This is a genomic window from Geothrix sp. 21YS21S-2, assembly GCF_030846775.1.
In the GTDB taxonomy this organism is placed as follows: Bacteria; Acidobacteriota; Holophagae; order Holophagales; family Holophagaceae; genus Mesoterricola.
Genome location: NZ_CP132910.1, coordinates 5,186,782 through 5,204,302 on the forward strand (window position 1 = coordinate 5,186,782; position 17,521 = coordinate 5,204,302).

The window sequence follows — 17,521 nt, forward strand, 5'->3', positions numbered from 1 at the left end:
GGCCGGACCGGGCAACCCGGTTCGAGGCGTTTCGCAGACCCCTGGCCTGCCGGAAGGGAGAAATCGGCCCTCCGGCGGAACCCCCGCGGTTGCCGGGATCCTCGCGATCACCAGCCCGTATGTCCCTCGATGCGCGCAGGCGTGGCCCTCAGGACGATGCGGCCCAGGCCCAGGTTGCCCCAGCTGTCCTCGCCCCAGCCCTTGGCGAAGGTGGCGCCCCAGGCGAAGGAGGAGAACTCCCCGGCCGCGATGCCCTGAACCCCGGTGAGGCCCGGGATCGCGGTCAGGACGGCCAGGTCGTCGCGGTTGCCCTGGCCGGTCTGTCCGTACGTGGCGTACCCGATGGAACGCACGCTCCCGTCGCTTTGCAGGGTCAGCAGGTGCTGGTGACCGGCGGCGAGGCCCGTCGTGTTGGCCGAGCCCGGGAGCACGCCGGGCGGGGCCCGGTAGGCCTGGGTGGGCAGCCAGCCCCAGGTGGAAACGGTGCCGTCGGCCAGCAGGGCCGCGGAAAAGGTCGCCCCGGCGCCGAGGGCGGTCACCCCGGCGAGGCCGGGGACGAGGACCGGGGAGGTCCGGCCGGTGAGGGTGCCGTCCCCCAGCTGGGCGTAGCTGTTGTCGCCCCAGGACCAGACCCGGCCGGCTCCGTCGAGGGCGAGGGTATGCCAGGGGCTCGCGGCGACCTTGCGCACATCGGTCACCCCCGTCACCTGGACGGGCGTGGCCCGGGTGGTGGTGGAACCGTCGCCCAGGTTTCCGGAGCCGTTGTAGCCCTGGGCCCAGAGGGTGCCGTCCTGGAGCACGAAGAACGCCGACGAGCCGGCGGCCGTGATCCCGGCCACGGGCCCCAGGCCGGTCACCTGCGCCTGCGCGGAGGCGCCGTCCCTCGAGGAGGCCGGATTGGTCCAGCCCCAGCGCCAGAGGCTGCCGTCCACGCGCTGGGCCAGACCCTGGAAATCGCCCAGGGCCAGCCTGGCCAGGGGCGCGAAACCCGGAGCGGCGGTGGGCGTGGCCAGGTAGGGATAGGCCGTGGTCCGGGAATCCTGGCCCCAGAGCCAGAGCCCCCCATCGGCCGTCACGGCGGCGGTGGCGTAGGTGGAGGCAGCCAGGGCGACCAGGGGGCTGGATACGGCCAGGGCGGCCGGGCTGGTGCGGTCCAGGGGGAAGGCGTCGCCCAGCTGGCCGGAGGTGTTGGAGCCCCAGGTCCAGAAGGTGCCGTCCTGGAGGAGCGCGAGGGTGGATCCGCCGTCGGTGGCCAGATCCAGTGCCGGACCCAGAGGGACCTTGAACGCGGACGTCCGCTCCAGGAGGTCCCCGGTGCCGAGGCAGCCCGAGCCGTTCCGGCCCCAGGTCCAGAGGGTGCCGTCCAGCGCCAGGGCGGCGACGGAGCCGGGCGCGGAGATCAGGCGCACCGCGCCGGGAAGGTCCGGCTGCCGGGTGACGGTCGCATAGCTGGAGTTGCCGTGGAAGTTGCCCCAGGCCCAAAGGCGCCCCTCGAAGTCCAGGGCGAAGGTGCCCTGGCTGGTGGAGGCCAGGGAGGCCGGAAAGGGCAGGCCCGGGAGCTGCACCGGGGCGAGCACGTCGGCCGCCGAACTCCGGGCCAGTTGCCCGTTGTAGTTGCTGCCCCAGCCCCAGACCGACCCGTCCGCCCCGAAGGCGAAGCTGCAGTTGTCCCCGGCGTGGAAGCCCACGATGGCGGGGAGGCCGGCCACCTGGGCCGGCGTGGTGCGGTCCGTGGTGGTGCCATCCCCCAGCTGCCCGGTGAAGTTGTAGCCCCATGCCCAGAGCGTGCCGTTGGCGGCCAGGGCGAGGCTGTGCGTGTTGCAGCCGGCGATGGAGGTGATGAAGGGCAGGCCCGTGATCTGGGCCGCCGGGAAGGTGGCGTTGGCCGCAAGATGCCAGACGGTGCCGTCGGCCTTCAGGGCCAGGGCCTCGGTGCTGCTGCCGGCGAGGCTCACCACGCCGCTGAGGGCGGCGTTCCGGGTGGGTACCGAGGAGTCCGGCGTCCAGTCCGGATAGCCCATGGGGATCTGGGCTGCGTTCTGGCCGCAGACCCACAGGGTCCCGTCGTCCTTGAGCATCCAGGAGCTGTTCCGGGCCAGGGCCACCGCCCGGCGCGGCCGGGCCTGCACCCGGTTGGTTGCGGTCCGGCCGGCGGCGTTGGTGACGGCCAGTTCGAAGCGATCGGGCATCGGGCCCGTCCAGGCAAGGGGCGTGCCGCTCAGGATCGGCCGGTTCCCGGGCCGGACCACCCCCGCGCCGCCGCTGAAGGTGGCGGTGAGCGTGAGGCCCTGGGCCATGGGGCGCCAGTCCCCCTCCGCCGAGAAGGCGGCGATCGCGGGCGGCGCCACCACCTGGACGTCCAGTCCCAGGGCGGTGCTGATGCCGAGCGGGTTGGTGACGGTGACCACGAAGTGGGTCGCCTCGGCGGGCGCCACCTGGACGGCCTGGCCGCTGACCAGGGCGACGGCCCCGGGTTGCAGCACGGCCGTGCCGCCACTGAACCGGGCGGTGAGGCTGCAGGTGTCGCCCAGGGTCAGGATGGCCGGCGTCGCCTCGAAGGAGGCCACGCGGGGCGCGGCGACCACGGTGCAGGTGGCGGTCCCCGCCTCCGAGGCGGTGCCGGCGGCGTTGGTGGCCACGCAGGAGATCCCCAGACTGCCGGCGGCCCCGGCGGTGAAGGTGATCTGCGCGGTGCCCTGGCCGGCCGTGAGGGTCCCCGAAGTCAGGGTCCAGGCGAACGTGCACCCGCTCTGGGCCGGCACGGAGGCGGCCAGGGCCGTCTGGCCCTCGGTGGCCTGGGCCGTGGCCTGCACCACCGGCAGGACCGGGGGCGCGACCACGTCCACCTGCGCGGTCCGGGTCACGGATTTGCCGTTGCCCGTGACCGTCAGCGTGTAGGTCGTGGCCTCCAGGGGGGTCGCGTGGGCCACTGCGGCGCTGGCCAGGGCGCCCACGCCGTGGTCCACGGTGCCGGTGCCGTCGCGGTAGGCGGCGGTCAGGTCCACCGTGCCGCCCCGGGTCAGGATGGCCGGGGTGGCGGAGAAGGCCGTGATCGTCGGGTCCGCAGGGGCCGCCGGGGCGCCCCCCGAGCCGCCTCCGCAGCCGGCGGCCAGGGCCGTCAGGAGGGCGAGAAGGGCGAACCGCGTCCGGAGTCCAAGCCTTTGAAGGGCCATGGGCACCTCCCAGAAAGCAAGCAAGCCAACGAACTGTAGGTTGGGGCGGGGGTACTGTAGGACCGCTTTTGGGATGTTTCAAGGAATATAGGTCCGTCCTCCACCGGGATGGGGATGGGGGCGCCGACACCGCCGTCAGGCTGGAGCCGGTTTGTATTCAAGGTCCTCCCGCCCGGGGCCAGGTGGTCTCCAGGCGGGCCGTTCGACCGGGATCATGCCCGTCGGCGGGTGACGGCCGGTCAGGAGCTTCGCACGCCCAGGATCTCCAGGCGGGTCCTCCCCGCAGGCCGCTGCCAGGTCACCTCGTCGCCAGGCCCGGCATCCAGGAGCGCCGCCGCCAGCGGCGACAACCAGCTGATGCGGCCGGTGCCCGGCTCGGCCTCGTCCTCCCCCACGATGGTGAGCGCTTCGGTGCTGCCATCCTCGTGGCGGACCTCCACGGTCATCCCGAAGCGGACCCGGTCCGGCGCCTGGACGGCGGGATCCACCAGGATGGCCCGCTGCAGCCGCCCCTCCACCCAGCGCAGGTCCCGCTGCAGGAGCGCCCGTTCGTGCGGATCCGCGGAAGGGCCGATCTCCTGCAGACGGGCCGCCAAGTCCGCCGCCTGGACGCGCAGCCGCTGGAGTCCCGAGGGCGTGACGTAGTTGGGGTGGGGGCTCTGGGGCCGCTCGGGCAGCACCTCCGGGCGGGCCGCGTCGTCGGGATCCTTCATGAAGGCTCGGTTCACAACCACCCTCCGGGACCGGGGACGCCAGCCCTGCGGATTCATTTAAGCAGGTCCCCCTGATGGGCGCTGTCAGCGGGCTACGGTAAGGATCGTGCCCACTTCCTCGGGGGCCTTGCCGACGATGGACTGGTAGTTGCCGCGGTCCGTGGCGCCTTCGGTGACGAGCAGCAGGACCGTGGCGTCCGGGCCGAGCAGGCCCGCGGCGCGGAAGGCCTGGGTGGAGGCGTCCTCGCTGAGGGCCGCCAGGGCGCCCAGGGAGGCCGAGCCCGTCTCGCCGGCCACCACGCCGCTTTCGGCCAGTTCCCGCATGCCCTGGCGGGCGCGTTCGTCGTCGATGGAGACCATCCAGTCCACCCCCGTGGACACCCGGGGCCAGGCCACCTGGGACGGCAGGCCGCAGTTGAGGCCCACCATGATGGAGCGGTGCGGTCCGGGGACGGGCGTCATCTTCCCGGCCCTGGCGGAAACCTGCACGCAGTTGGCGTCCGCGGGCTCCACCCCCACGATGGCGCCCTTCCAGTCGCGGCTCCGGAACCAGCTCACCGTGGCGGACATGAACGCGCCCACGCCCACGGGGACGATGACCACGTCGGGCTGCCTGGCGCCGGCGGCCAGGAGGGTCCGGTCGATCTCCGAGAAGATCGTCGTGTAGCCGTCCACCACCCGGCGGGGCGTGGTGTCGTACCCGGGCCAGGAGGTGTCCGAAATGACCAGGCAGTTGGCGGAGGCCTCCTTCGCCGAACGGGCCACCGCCGCGTCGTAGTCGCCCTGGACCACGATCACCTCGGCGCCTTCGTTCTGGATGGCGTGGATGCGCGCCGGGACCGTGCCCTCCGGCACGAAGATCCTGCAGGAGAACCCCAGCAGGCGCGCCATGAAGGCCACGGCCCGGCCGTGGTTGCCGTCGGTGGCCGCCGCCAGGCTGAAGGGCTTGAGGTAGCCCAGCCGCCTGGCCAGATCGTTGATGTTCGGCCAGGGTTCCGGTTCGAAGCCGAGATGATCGCAGATGGCGCGGTACGTCGCCCAGGAGGCGCCCAGGATCTTGAAGCTGGGGAGGCCGAGGCGGTGGGATTCCGCCTTCACCAGCACCCGGCCGACCCCGTACTTGGCCGCCAGCAGCGGACAGTCGTAGAGGGTCGTGGCCATGTAGGCCGGCATCCTGCGGTGGAAGGCCCAGACGGACGGATCCGGCGCCGGCCAGCGCTTGTCGGGATCGAACATCGGGTTCTGGAGGAGGGTGGCTTCGAGTGCGGTGTCGATCGTCATGGGAACTCCCCTGGAAGGTGAAAGGCCGTTTGCACAATAGAGGATAGCAGGATCATCAAAAAATTTCACAGGTGTAAAAATTTTTAATCATTAATTTTAACTCAAATTATTTCTAGATATAGAACTAGCATGACCCGGAGGGGGCAGGGGATCCCAGCGTTTGATCAGGTCTTACCTTTTCAAACGTCCTCGACCCAAGGTCCGTTTGCTCGCAGGAGGACAAGGCACGCGAGGTGCCGCTCCTCCGGTTGGGAACTTCGATCCCGGTCAGGAGTCTGCCGATGCCAGGTTCCCGTTGAGGCACGCCACGGCTGGATCCGGCGCGGAGTATCGATCGGTTTCAGGGCCGGACTATCAGGCAGACATTCCCTTTCCGAGGGGCGGACAAAAACACAGGCCACCCGAAAGTGGCCTGTGTCGTTCTGTTAGCTGGTTGGCGCGAGTGGAATCGAACCACCGACCCCTACCGTGTCAAGGTAGTGCTCTAACCCCTGAGCTACGCGCCAAAATGACGAAGCTTCATTCTAGCGCATCCGGGCCCTTTGTCGAGGGGTTCTCGCCGTGGCGCTGGGCGCGCTGGTGGAAGGTGTCGCGGAAGACTTTCTTGTCGGCTTCGGGGACGGGGGGCGGGTCGGGGATGAGGCCCCATTTGGAGCGGCGGAGGAGCTGGATGGCCAGGAGGGCCAGGAGGAGCAGGATCTCGGGGTATTCGCCCAGGACGCGGCCGGGGGTGAGGATGAACTGGGCGGGGCGCAGGGGGGTGGCGTAGAAGTTGTCCAGGACCCGGATGGTGTCGTGGGGCTGGAGGCGGGCGGCGTCGGGCTTGGGGAGGGTGATGGTCTCCAGCTCGCCGTCGATGGTGACGTAGACGTCCCGGGTGAAGGCGTTGGACGTGTCCTTGAACACTTCCACCACCTCGGCCTGGTAGACGTCGGGCCACTGCCACTCGCCCTGGTGGGCGAAGGCGATGAGGGCCAGTTGCACGGCCATGAGCCAGCCCATGAGGAGCACCACGGTCCAGAGGAGGACCAGGGCCACGTTGCGCTTGGGGGCGGATCCTGCGGGCATGATCCAGGATACCCGGTGATCACTCCACCGTGACGCTCTTGGCGAGGTTGCGGGGCTGGTCCACGTCGCAGCCGCGGATGACGGCGATGTGGTAGCTGAGGAGCTGGAGCGGGACCACGTAGAGGATGGGCGCGAGCCAGGGGTTGACCTTGGGGAGGTGCAGCACGTCCTCGGCGATGTGGTCCAGGCCGGTGTCGCCCTCCTCCACCAGGGCCAGGATGCGGCCGTCGCGGGCGGCGGCCTCCTGCAGGTTGGAGAGGACCTTCTCCCGGTGGGCGTCCCGGGGCATGAGGGCCACGATGGGCAGGTGGCGGTCGATGAGGGCGATGGGGCCGTGCTTCATCTCGCCGGCGGGGTAGCCCTCGGCATGGATGTAGGAGAGCTCCTTGAGCTTCAGGGCGCCCTCCAGGGCGATGGGGTAGAGGGGGCCCCGGCCCAGGTAGAGGAAATCGGTGGCCTCGTGCCACTTCTGGGCCCACTGGTGGATCTGCTTTTCCGTGGAGGCCACCCGCTCCAGCAGGGCGGGGAGCTCGCGCAGGGCCTGGACGATCTCCGCGCGCACCGCGGGGTCCAGGGTGCCCCTCGCCTCGCCCAGGCGCAGGGCCAGGAGGAGCAGGACCACCAGCTGGGTGGTGAAGGCCTTGGTGGAGGCCACGCCGATCTCGGGGCCGGCGTGGGTGAGGAGGGTGGCCTCGGCCAGGCGCGCGGCGGTGGAGCCCTGGACGTTGCAGATGGCCATGCCGCGGGCGCCGCGCGAGGCCGCCTCCTTCATGGCGGCCAGGGTGTCGGCGGTCTCGCCGCTCTGCGTGATGCCGATGGCGAGCGTGTTGGCCATGACGACGGGGTCCCGGTAGCGGTACTCGGAGCCGTAGTCCACCTCGACGCCGATGCGCGCCAGCTGCTCCAGGTAGAACTGCCCCACCAGGCCCGCGTGGCGGCTGGTGCCGCAGGCGAGGATGGTGATGCGCTGGAAGCCTTTCAGCTCCTCGTCGGAGTAGGGCAGGTCCAGCGGCACGCCGCCGCCGTCCAGGGGCAGCCGGTCCAGGAGGGTGTTGGAGATGGCCAGGGGCTGCTCGAAGATCTCCTTCTGCATGAAGTGCTTGAATCCGCCCTTCTCGGCGGCCACGGGGTCGTAGGGCACCACGAAGACGGGGCGCTCCACGGCGGTCCCGTCCAGGCGGAAGACGGTGACGGCGTCCTTGGTGACCTCGGCCAGGTCGCCGTCCTCCAGGTAGATCACCCGGCGGGTGTGGCGGAGCAGGGGGATGACGTCGGAGGCGATGAAGTTCTCGCCCTCGGCCAGGCCGATGACGAGGGGGGGGCCGCTGCGGGCCACGAGGATGCGCCCGGGCTCGGTGGCGTGGAGGCAGGCGATGGCGTAGATGCCGTGCATGCGCCCCACGGCCAGGCGGAAGGCCTCCCTGAAGTCGGGCTGGGTCTTCATGATCTGGGAGACCATGACGGGGAAGCACTCCGTGTCGGTCTCCGTGACGAAGGTCTGGCCCGCGGCCTTCAGCTCGGCGCGCAGTTCCAGGAAGTTCTCGAAGATCCCGTTGTGCACCGCCACCACCTGGCCGTCGGCGCTGCGGTGGGGGTGGGCGTTCTCCTCCGTGGGCCGGCCGTGGGTGGCCCAGCGGGTGTGCCCGATGCCCGTCGTGGCGGGGTCGTTCATGTCGACGCGGTTCTGGAGGTTGCGCAGCTTGCCCGAGGCCCGGGTGATGCGGAACTCGCCGCCGCCGGGGGCCAGCGCGATGCCGGCGCTGTCATACCCGCGGTATTCGAGGCTTTTGAGGCCCTCGACGAGGATGGGCGCCGCGCCTTCGCTGCCGATGTATCCGACGATTCCGCACATGGGAGCTCCTGGGTCAGACCCAAGTAAAGACCATTTGCGGGAATTTGCCAATGTGGTTCGTTTGCCCACAGGGCGTGGCGGGGGGTGTGGCGGGAGGTGTGGCGGAATCGCCTCACTTTCCGGAAAGGCTCAGGGCGCACCGGCGGGACCGGTCCCCGACCAGGGCCGCCCATCGCTTTCGGGCGTCCGGGCCATGGCTCCACCCGAGGTGGCGTGATTGCCATGCTGCAGCCGAGCATTTCCAGAACCTTGAAGGGCTTGCCTGCCTCCAGGTCCACGATGAAACGAAGTCCCCCGTATGCGAACCCAGCCCGCGGGTCCTGGCGCCGCCCCTGCGCCTTCCCGGTCCGGCGGACCCGGGCTCCGGGTTCGTTGGGGGTGAGGGTGGGGCGTTCCACCGCTATGCCGGGCGGTAATGTTTAATGGCTTTGAGTGGATTTCAATCCCAATTTCACGGATGGGGAAAATATGGTTCTTCACGGATTTCCGGGGAAGGCCGCACGGATCTTGAGGAAGAAGTAGGCCTCATCCCGGTACCCATAGGCGATCCGCTTCAGGACCTTGATCTTGTTGTTGATCCCCTCCAGGATGCTGGTGTTCAGGTGCCACCGGCAGTGCGAGAGGATGTCCTCGATCCGCTTGGCCAGGTTTTTCGCAAAACGTACCAAAGGCGGCAGGCCGCTTGAGGTGGCCATGGCCAGCCAGTTCTCCCAGGCCTTCCGGGCCCAGCCCTCTCGCTTAAAGCCCCACAGGGCCTTAAGGGCGTCCTTCATGACGTAGGCCGTCATGAGGGCTTGGTTCGCCTCCAGGAGCGCGTTGAGCCTGGTCTTGCTCTCCCGGTTGGGCAGGTTCTCCCAGTTGCCCAGCAGGAGCCACTTGGCCCCCTTGATGAGTTCCCGGGCGGCCTTGTCGTCCCGGCACCGATTGGCCTCGTTGACCCGGATTCGGTCGAGCACCTGCTTTCCGAAATTGGCCAGGACATGGAACTGGTCCAGGACGATCTCGGCATTGGGGCAGTGTTGGCGGACTTCCGCTTCGAAAGTGGGGGACATGTCCATGGCCACCGCCGCGATCTTGCGGCACCGCCGCTTGCCGAGCCATTCGAAGAAGGGCCTGATATCCGCCTTGCCCCGGCCTTTGCCCACCCAAAGCACTTGGCGGGTTTCGGTATCGGCGAACACCGTGGCGTAGCTCTGCCCCTTATGGAGGGCGAACTCGTCCATCATGAGCAGCCGGACCTTGCCTGGTCTGGCTGGCTCCAGCGTGCGCTCCAGATAGGCCTTGTCGATGTCCTTCACTGTGCCCCAGTGGAGGCCATAATGCTCGGCAGCCCGCTTGATGGGCATGACCTTGCACATGCGGGCCACACTCTCGGCCATGCGGTTGGTGACCCGTGCATAGGGTTCCAGCCAGTCCAGGGCCTCCAGCTTGGGTCCGCAGGCAGGGCAGGCCACCCGGGCACGCCAGACCACCAACACGGTATCCGCGTCGAACACGGGCAGGTCCCGGATCTCTCGCTGGGACCAGTCGTGCACCGCTGAAACCTTGCGCTGGCAGCCGCTGCAGGTCCGAGGGTGGACACCGAAGCCGAGCAACTCGATCCGGACCTGGGCGCGGGTACCCTTCTCCCCCAGTTCGAACCTTTCCACGGTTCCGACGCGATGCCCTTTCCATCCGCCCAAACGGGCAATAAGCTCCTTGGTAGGCAGCAGCGGCCTCCTCTCATCCTGGTTTCTCGACAACTCCAAGATGCCTGAAGTCCACTGCTGCCGACCTGTTACCCGATGAATCCGGCAATCTCGATCGAAGGGCCTATCGCCGAGGCGCCGAGGAGCCGAGGATCGCCGAGGAATAAAAAGAAGATCTTTTCTCGGCGAACCTCGGCCCCTCGGCGCCTCGGCGATAAGCTTTTCGTTTCAACTTACCTGGATGACGGGCTCAGAGCGGCCCCTATCGACCGGACCCGGCCTCCTCGTCAGCACCAAGCTAAAGTGAGTGTGGGTCGGCGCCACCCCTCAAATCCGTGAAGAACCGAAAATATGTGTAATGGGCACCTCGTTTCGCTAGGATGACTCCCATCAACCTTCGAACCTGGGAGAAACGCATGCCCTCGATGCAGGCAGTTCTTTGTGCATTTTTGCTCTGCGCCGGGGCCCTGGGCCAGAGGCCATCCAATGCACGGCCGCTCACGGGCAGAGTCGTGGACGGGGACGGCAGGCCGGTGTCCAAGGCGAAAGTGGATTGGGCGGAAGTCGGAACCTTCCGGTGTCTGGGGGAGGTCGAGACGGACCCGGATGGGCGTTTTTCACTGAAGGCGCCGGAGGGCCAGGTCTGGGTCTCCGCCCGCGCACCGGGGTTCGCCCCGTCGGCGAAATGGGTCGACGTCCTGGAGGGGCGGGCGACGGCGCCACTCTCGGTTTGCCTGGGCAAGGGGGATGCGAAGCTCAAGGTGAAGGTCACGCGCCCGGATGGGGGGGCCATCCCCAGGGGTGAGGCCTGGATCCAGGAAATATCGGACATCCTGGCGGAGAAGCTGTTCCGGAGCGACGTGACCGGAGGCGCGTTCGAACTCGTCCTGCCCTCCGGAACCTATCGCCTGCGCCTGAAATTCCCAGGATTTCCCGATGCCGAAGGTTTCGCGCGCCTCGGTGGAGACCAGACCCTCACCGTCCCCCTGCGGTCCCCTTCTTTGCCCCCGGGGCCCGCGGTCAAGGCCTGGGTCCGCCAACAAGCCCTGCCTCTTGCGGACCTCCGGGCACTGGATCCGGTCATCGGGGACTCCAGACTCGTCGGGTTGGGGGAGGCCACCCACGGGACCCACGATTTCCAGGCCTTCAAGACCCGGATGATCCAGCATCTGGTCGCGGACAAGGGGTTCTCGTTCGTGGTCTTCGAAGAGGACTTCACGAAGGCGGAGGTGGTGAACGCCTACGTGCTCAGGGGGGAGGGCGACCCGGAGTCGGCCCTGGCCCAGCTGGATGTGAACTGGTGGGATACCCGCGAGGTGCTGGAACTGGTCCGCTGGATGCGGTCCTGGAACGCAACCCACGAGCGGAAGGTCTCCTTCCGGGGCAACGATACGCACACGGTTTCGCCCCACTACGCCGGTCTCATGGCGGGCCTCGCCCGGGTGGACCCGGTCTTCGCCGCCGAGACCGCCGCCCGGGGACTGGATGCAGCCTTCATCCAGGCTGCCGAGATGAGGACTCACCCCACCAAGGAGACGCTCCGGAAAGGGCTTCTGCTGGCCGATGGGGTCGTGGCCGGGCTGAAGGAGCGGATGGGGGCCTGGGAGGCCGGCACCGCCGAGAAGGTGATGCTGGACGCGCGGATGACGCGGCAGTATTTCTGGAGGTATTCGGGGGTGGATCCCTACATGGCCCGGGACAAGGTCATGGCCGACACGGTTTTGGCATTGCTGGAACAGGCCGGCGAGGGTGCCCGCGGAATCCTGTGGGCCCACAACGGGCACGTGGGGATGGAGGACATTTTCGGATTCAGGAGCCAGGGCGGCTACCTTCGGGAGGCACTGGGGCAGGGGTACCGCCCCATTGGGTTCTCGTTCAACCGCGGCAGATTCCGGGCCTGGACCCATCCCCTTGAAAGCGGCCTTGGCGAGCTGAACTTCGAGCTGGGGAGGGCTCCCGCCGACTCCGTCGAAGGGATCCTGGCCTCGGCGAGGCTTCCGCAGATGGCCATCGATCTGAGGCGACTTCCGAAGGGCGGGGCCGTGGGGGACTGGTTCCAAGCTTCGCACCCCATGGTGGGGATCGGAGGCGGCTTCTGTCCCGGCGAGCCCGACTACATGCTCTTCCGCTCCCCGACCCGGGTCGCCGCCGCCTTCGACGCCGTGGTGTTCTTCGATCGCACCTCACCCATCCAGCCCAATCCGAGCAAGTGGAGCATCATTGATCTTCCTGTGGGGCCCGTGAATCCCGCACCGTGCAATCTGCATTTCCAGGCCGAGCGCCCGGGATCCGGCTGGGCGCTGACCTCCTTTGAATCCGAGGATGCCCCTCCGGGGCGGAACGAAGCGATACCGGCTCCGGTTTCCGTCACGGCGGAAGGCGGCACCTGGATCCTGTCCCTTGGCTGCTTCCCGGGCAACCCCCTGAAGGTTCCGGTGATGGGGCAGGCCGTGGAGGCGGCCCCCTACCGGGGCAGGGAGGTGCGCTTCTCGGCCCGCGTGAAGTGCGGGCACGAAGTGCGGCTCTGGCTCCGCACAGGCCGGTCCGGCCATCCCTCGGGCCTTGCGGTGCGGAGCCGGAAGATCGAGGGCGGATGGACCCACATGGAGGTGAAGGCCCGGATACCGCGGGATGCCACGACGATCGCCTTCGGTTTCGCGAGCCTTGGACAGGCTCCGCTGCTCATCCAGGGGGTGGCCCTGACGAAGCGGTGACCTACACCAGGCTCCGGATCCGCGCGTCCGTGCTCTCGATCTCGGTGATCCGGAACGCGAAGTTGCCGTCCACCACCACCACCTCGCCCCGGGCGATGAGCTTGCTGTTCACCAGCAACTCCACGGGGGCGTCGGCGGCGCGGTTCAGCTCGAGGATGGAGCCGGGGGTGAGCTTGAGGAGCTCTCCCAGCTGCATCTCGGTCTGGCCCATGCGGACCATGAGGGGCAGTTCGATGTCCAGGAGCAGGTCCAGGTTGCCGGTGTCGACGGTGGAGGCCTGGCGCTGGGGGGGGCCGGCGGCGGGGGCGGCGACGGGGACGGTGCCGCCGGTGGCCCGGGGGGCGGGGGCGGCCGCGGCGGGCGCGGGGGCTTCGGGGGCGGCCGGGGCCGGGGCCGCCGGGGCCTCGCCGATGCCCAGCTTGCGCTTGATCTGCTGGATGAGCAGGTCGGGGATCAGGAGGTGGATGACGGTGCCCAGGCTCTCCTGGCTCGTCTCCAGGGGCAGGTCGTAGAAGGGGCCGGGGCCCATGATCTCCTCCAGGCCGGAGGAATCGCCGCCCTCGGCGGAGAAGATCTCGACGTTGGAGATGGAGAGCGTCTCCCCGGCCAGGTCGGAGAGGGCCTGGTTGGCCGAGCCCATGATCTGGTTGAAGGTCTCGGCCAGGGCGTCGCGGCTGTCGCCGGCGAGCTCGGTGGAAGGGGTGCCGTCGCCGCCCAGCATGAGGTCCACCAGCATGGTGCCCTCCTTGAGGGGGAGGGCGAAGAGCAGGGTGCCGGTCATGCCCTTGGTGTAGTGGGCCTTCACGTACACCACGGTGGCCGAGTGGAGCACCGAGACGCCCACGTGGTCCAGGGTGTTGCCGTCCTGCGGCTTGATGGCGAACTCCCGGCCCGTGAGCATGGAGAACACGCTCGACATGCTTTCGGAGAAGCACCCGCCGATCTTCTGGTCGAGGTCGGACATCACGGGATCCATGTCATCCCTCCTTGCTTGCGGTCACTTGGAACACCCGCTTCTGGTTTGAGTTCAGGGCCACGTAGCCGTGGAAGCGGGGAATGCCGTCCACGGTGAGGTCGAGCATGGCGTCGAAGCGCTTGGTCAGGGGGATGAGGTCGCCCTCCTGCAGGGCGAGGATCTCCGAGAGGCGCAGGTTGGTGCCGCGGATCTCGGCGGCCACGGCCATGTCGCACTTCTTCATGCTCTCCATGAGGAGGCGGGCCTCCTCGAAGGTGCCGGACTTCTTGTAGCCCGTGTACATCTCCTGGTCGAACTTGTTGGCCACGGGCTCCAGGATGATGGAGGGGATGGCCAGGTTGATCATGCCCACCACCGTACCCATCTTCACCTCGAAGACCACCAGCAGCACGACCTCGTTGGGGGCCACGATCTGGATGAGCTGGGGGCTGGTCTCCCGGGCCTGGATCTTGAAGTCCAGGTCGATGATGCCCCGCCAGGCCTCGCGCAGGTCGTCCAGGGCCAGCTTGAGCACGCCGTCGAAGATGGACTGCTCGATGTCGGTCATGGTGCGCAGGTTCTTCAGGGGGTCGCCGGGGCCGCCCAGCATCTTGTCGATGATGGGGAAGACCAGCTGGGGGTTTACCTCCAGCGCGAAGGCGCCCTCCAGGGGGCGGATGGAGATGGCGTTGAAGCAGGTGGGGTCGGGCACCGAGAGGAGGAACTCCTGGTAGCTCAGCTGCTCCACGGAGACCAGGTTCACTTCGGTGATGGTGCGCAGGTAGGCGGAAAGGGAGCTGGAGAAGTTCCGGGCGAACCGGTCGTGCATGAAGTGCAGGCTGCGCATCTGCTCCCGGCTCACCCGGTCGGGGCGGCGGAAGTTGTAGAGGCTGACCTTCTTCTGGGGCTGGGCTTTTTTTGCCTTCTGGGGGGCGGGTCCGGCCGAGGGACGCTCCGCGGACGCGGCAGCGGGTGCAGGCGCCTTGGCCCCCTTGGCGTGGGACTTCAGGAGGGCATCTACCTCTTCCTGGCTTAGAATCTTGGCCATTTGTCAGTCCATTCAACCATCGATGCGCCGTTCTTTCAGCTTGCCCCGCAGCCGGAGCATGGACTTGGTATGCAATTGCGATACCCGACTCTCGGTGATGTTGAGGAGCGTGCCGATTTCCTTCATCGTCAGTTCCTCGAAGTAGTACAGCTGCACCACGAACCGCTCCTTGGTGGGAAGGCGGTCCACGGCGGACTTGAGAAGCAGTCTCACCTCCCGGGCCTGCAGGAGGATGTGGGGGTTCTCCCCGTCCGGGTCGGGCACGAAGCTGATGAGGTTCTCGCCCTCGCCGTTCTCGCCGGCGTCCACGAAGGCGCCCAGGGTCACGCCCTTGAGCTCGTCCAGGCTGTGGTGGAGATCCTCCAGGGCCAGGCCCAGGTGCGCGGCCACCTCCTCGTCGGTGGCGGCCCTGCCGTGCTGCTGCTCCAGGAGGTGGTAGGCGGTCTCGATGTCCTTCTTCTTCCGGCGCAGGCTGCGCGGAACCCAGTCCAGGTCTCGCAGGCCGTCCAGGATGGCGCCGCGGATGCGCTGCTCGGCGTAGGTCTTGAACTTGACGTTGCGGTCGGGCTCGAACTTGCGCACGGCGTCCATGAGCCCCAGGATGCCGGAGTGGATGAGGTCGTCCATCTCCACGTGGGAGGGCAGGCGGCTGGAGATGCGGTGGGCCACGAACTTCACCAGGGGCAGGCATTCCGTGATGAGGAACTCGCGGTCCTGGAAGTCCGGCTCGGCGTCGGGGAGCTCGGGCTTGGGCGGCGGCGGGGGGGTGTTGCGGCCATAGGCGTTCATGGCCGCCCGGGCTACGGGCGATGGGGGCTTTCTGGCCTCGGGGCCCTTTCCTCCCTGGCTTCCCTCCGTCATGGCTCCTCTGCGCTAAGGCCTTTCCAGAATGCAGCAAATCCCTCTTTTTGTAAGGGGATCTTCTGTTGCAACTGCTGTGCCGCGCCGAGGAAGGCCTGGGAAGAGGGGGCCTGGGGGTAGAGGTCGGCCACGCAGCGCTGCTGGCGCACGGACTGGAGCATGAAGGGATCGGTGGGCACCATGCCCAGGACCTGCAGGTCCCGGCTCAGGAAACGGCGGGTGGCGGCCTGGAGCTGCTCGATCGTTTCCTCGGCCTCCTCGGCGTTCTGGGCGTTGTTCACCAGGAGCCAGAGGGGCTTGTGGGGGTCGCGCAGGTGGACGGTCTTGACCATGGCGTAGGCGTCCACCAGGGCGGTGGGTTCGGGGGTGGTCACCAGGAGCACCTCCTGGGCGGCCATGAGGAGCTTTATCACTGAATCATGAATGCCGGCGGCGGTGTCGATGAGCAGCCAGTCGATGCCCTGGGACACCCGCTGGAGGCCCTGCACCAGGCGCAGCTCAGCCGCCGCGTCCAGGCGGGTGAGTTCCTGGATGCCGCTGGAGGCCGGGATGATGCGGATGCCGAAGGGGCCGTCCAGGAGGATCTCCTCCAGGATCTTTTCGCCGCGGAGCACGTGCTCCAGGGTCCACTGGGGGCTGAGCCCCAGCAGGATGTCCAGGTTGGCCAGGCCGAAGTCGGCGTCCAGCACCACCACGCGCTGGCCCATCTGGGCCAGGGACATGGCGAGGCCGGCGACCACGTTGGTCTTGCCCACGCCGCCCTTGCCGGAGGCGATGGCCATCACCCTTGAGCCGAAGAGGGTGCCGGCTGCGGGCTGGTTGCGGGAGAGGGCGCGAAGTCGGTTGGCTTGATCGTTCATTTTACCGCCAGGATTTCGAACATGATTAGCAGGCCGGCTGGGGCAGGGGGAGGATCAGGTCCGCCAGGCGGCGGCTGGTGGCCATCTCGAGGTCCTGGGGGACCTCCTGGCCCGTGCCCAGGTAGCTCAGGGGGCGCTTGACCCGCACCAGGGTGCTGAGCAGCGGCCCCAGGGTGCTCGTCTCGTCCAGCTTGGTGAACACGAGGCGCGTGGGCTTGAGGGATTCGAAGCGCTGGGCGATGTCGGCCAGGTCCCGGGGCTTGGTGGTGGCCGACAGGACCAGGTGCACCTCCACGTCGGGGAGCTCGTCCAGGAAGCGGCGCAGCTGGGCCATCATCTCGGCGTCCTTGGGGCTGTGGCCGGGGGTGTCGATGAGCACCAGGGTGCGGTCCTGGTAGAAGCGCAGGGCGCTCTTGAGGTCCTCCACCGTGAGCGCCACGTGGAGCGGCACCTGGAGGATCTCGGCGTACTGGTGGAGCTGGTCGACGGCGGCGATGCGGAAGGTGTCCAGGGTGAGCAGGGCCACCTTCTGCTTGAGCTCGAGCTTGGCGTAGGCGGCGAGCTTGGCGATGGTGGTGGTCTTGCCCACGCCGGTGGGCCCCACCAGGGCCACCACGCGGGTCTTGCCGGATTCCAGCTGGATGGGCGGGGCCACCGGGATGAAGTCGGAGATGATCCGCCGCATGAAGATCCGCGCCTTCTCGGGGTCCAGGGGGTTCTCCCCGTCCTGGTCCAGGAGCGTGCGCTGGGTGTATTCGCAAAGGCGCAGGGCGATGAAGGGGTCCACGTCGTTGGCCACCAGGTCCCCGTACAGTTCCAGCAGGGTCTGGGGAAGCTGCAGCTGGGACTGGGGCATGCCCTGCTTCTGGATGCGGGTGAGCTGGGCCTTCATGAGGTCCAGTTCGCGCAGGATGGAGGTGTTCCGGTTCTCCACGTCCTTGAGGGCCTCCACGGCGCCCTTGATCTCCAGGAGCTCCCGGCGCAGGGGCTGGAGGTCCATGGGGGGCGGGGGGGCCGGGGCGGGCGCGGGGGCCGGGGGGGGCGGGGCCTTCACCTGGAGGGGTTTCGGAGCCTCCGCGGGACGGCTGGCCAGGGGATCCCGGAGGCCGTAGGTGCCGTTGGCGGCCGCGGGCTGCTCGTCCACGGCGGCGGTGACCTCGATGTAGGTCTCCTCGCCCATGAGCGACTTCCGCCGCTTGGTGCGGGTGGAGAGGATGAAGGCCTCCTCGCCCATGTCGCGCTTGACGACGGCGAGAGCCTCCTGCATGGAAGCGGCTTCGAAAGTCTTCACACGCATGGGTCCGTCCG

The 17,521-nt window shown here is 68.4% G+C and carries 12 protein-coding genes, 1 tRNA gene and 1 pseudogene; 1 reads left to right on the forward strand and 13 read right to left on the reverse strand.

Annotated elements, in window-relative coordinates:
• Positions 1–107 precede the first annotated feature (107 nt).
• The 8 genes and pseudogenes from RAH40_RS22725 to RAH40_RS22755 all read right to left on the reverse strand — a co-directional run bounded on the left by RAH40_RS22725 (position 108) and on the right by RAH40_RS22755 (position 9,736).
• The gene (locus RAH40_RS22725; RefSeq protein WP_306599931.1) at positions 108–3,173 is read right to left on the reverse strand and encodes a hypothetical protein; all 3,066 of its coding nucleotides are present in this window, start codon (positions 3,171–3,173) and stop codon (positions 108–110) included.
• Between the two features lie 239 nt (positions 3,174–3,412).
• The gene (locus tag RAH40_RS22730; protein WP_306599932.1) at positions 3,413–3,901 is read right to left on the reverse strand and encodes a GreA/GreB family elongation factor; all 489 of its coding nucleotides are present in this window, start codon (positions 3,899–3,901) and stop codon (positions 3,413–3,415) included.
• Positions 3,902–3,970: 69 nt separating this feature from the next.
• Positions 3,971–5,167 carry a diaminopropionate ammonia-lyase gene (locus tag RAH40_RS22735; protein WP_306599933.1) on the reverse strand — a complete coding sequence of 399 codons (1,197 nt, stop codon included), beginning with the start codon at positions 5,165–5,167 and terminating at the stop codon, positions 3,971–3,973.
• A 430-nt stretch (positions 5,168–5,597) separates the two neighbouring features.
• A tRNA-Val gene (locus RAH40_RS22740) sits at positions 5,598–5,673 on the reverse strand.
• A 13-nt stretch (positions 5,674–5,686) separates the two neighbouring features.
• Positions 5,687–6,235, reverse strand: a complete 549-nt coding sequence (locus RAH40_RS22745) for a hypothetical protein (protein WP_306599934.1) — start codon at positions 6,233–6,235, stop codon at positions 5,687–5,689.
• A 19-nt stretch (positions 6,236–6,254) separates the two neighbouring features.
• Positions 6,255–8,087, reverse strand: coding sequence for a glutamine--fructose-6-phosphate transaminase (isomerizing) (glmS, locus tag RAH40_RS22750; RefSeq protein ID WP_306599935.1), 1,833 nt, complete (start codon positions 8,085–8,087; stop codon positions 6,255–6,257).
• Positions 8,088–8,293: 206 nt separating this feature from the next.
• Positions 8,294–8,485 (reverse strand): annotated as a pseudogene (locus tag RAH40_RS23130) (transcriptional regulator); the annotation flags it as partial.
• Positions 8,486–8,563: 78 nt separating this feature from the next.
• Positions 8,564–9,736, reverse strand: a complete 1,173-nt coding sequence (locus RAH40_RS22755; protein WP_306599936.1) for an ISL3 family transposase — start codon at positions 9,734–9,736, stop codon at positions 8,564–8,566.
• Positions 9,737–10,200: 464 nt separating this feature from the next.
• Here RAH40_RS22755 and RAH40_RS22760 point away from each other — a divergent pair, with 464 nt between their 5' ends.
• The gene (locus RAH40_RS22760; protein WP_306602321.1) at positions 10,201–12,489 is read left to right on the forward strand and encodes an erythromycin esterase family protein; all 2,289 of its coding nucleotides are present in this window, start codon (positions 10,201–10,203) and stop codon (positions 12,487–12,489) included.
• Position 12,490: 1 nt separating this feature from the next.
• Here RAH40_RS22760 and fliN read toward each other — a convergent pair whose 3' ends face one another.
• From fliN to flhF, 5 genes are all read right to left on the reverse strand, one after another.
• Positions 12,491–13,465, reverse strand: a complete 975-nt coding sequence (gene fliN, locus RAH40_RS22765; protein WP_306599937.1) for a flagellar motor switch protein FliN — start codon at positions 13,463–13,465, stop codon at positions 12,491–12,493.
• 1 nt (position 13,466) lies between these two features.
• Entirely contained in the window at positions 13,467–14,492 is a 1,026-nt protein-coding gene (fliM, locus tag RAH40_RS22770; RefSeq protein WP_306599938.1) for a flagellar motor switch protein FliM, read from the reverse strand.
• A 12-nt stretch (positions 14,493–14,504) separates the two neighbouring features.
• The gene (locus RAH40_RS22775; RefSeq protein WP_306599939.1) at positions 14,505–15,281 is read right to left on the reverse strand and encodes a FliA/WhiG family RNA polymerase sigma factor; all 777 of its coding nucleotides are present in this window, start codon (positions 15,279–15,281) and stop codon (positions 14,505–14,507) included.
• A 68-nt stretch (positions 15,282–15,349) separates the two neighbouring features.
• The gene (locus RAH40_RS22780; protein ID WP_306599940.1) at positions 15,350–16,213 is read right to left on the reverse strand and encodes a MinD/ParA family protein; all 864 of its coding nucleotides are present in this window, start codon (positions 16,211–16,213) and stop codon (positions 15,350–15,352) included.
• A gap of 25 nt (positions 16,214–16,238) precedes the next feature.
• A complete protein-coding gene (gene flhF / locus RAH40_RS22785) occupies positions 16,239–17,510 on the reverse strand; it encodes a flagellar biosynthesis protein FlhF (protein ID WP_306599941.1) in 1,272 nt (423 codons plus the stop codon).
• Between the last annotated feature and the right edge of the window lie 11 nt (positions 17,511–17,521).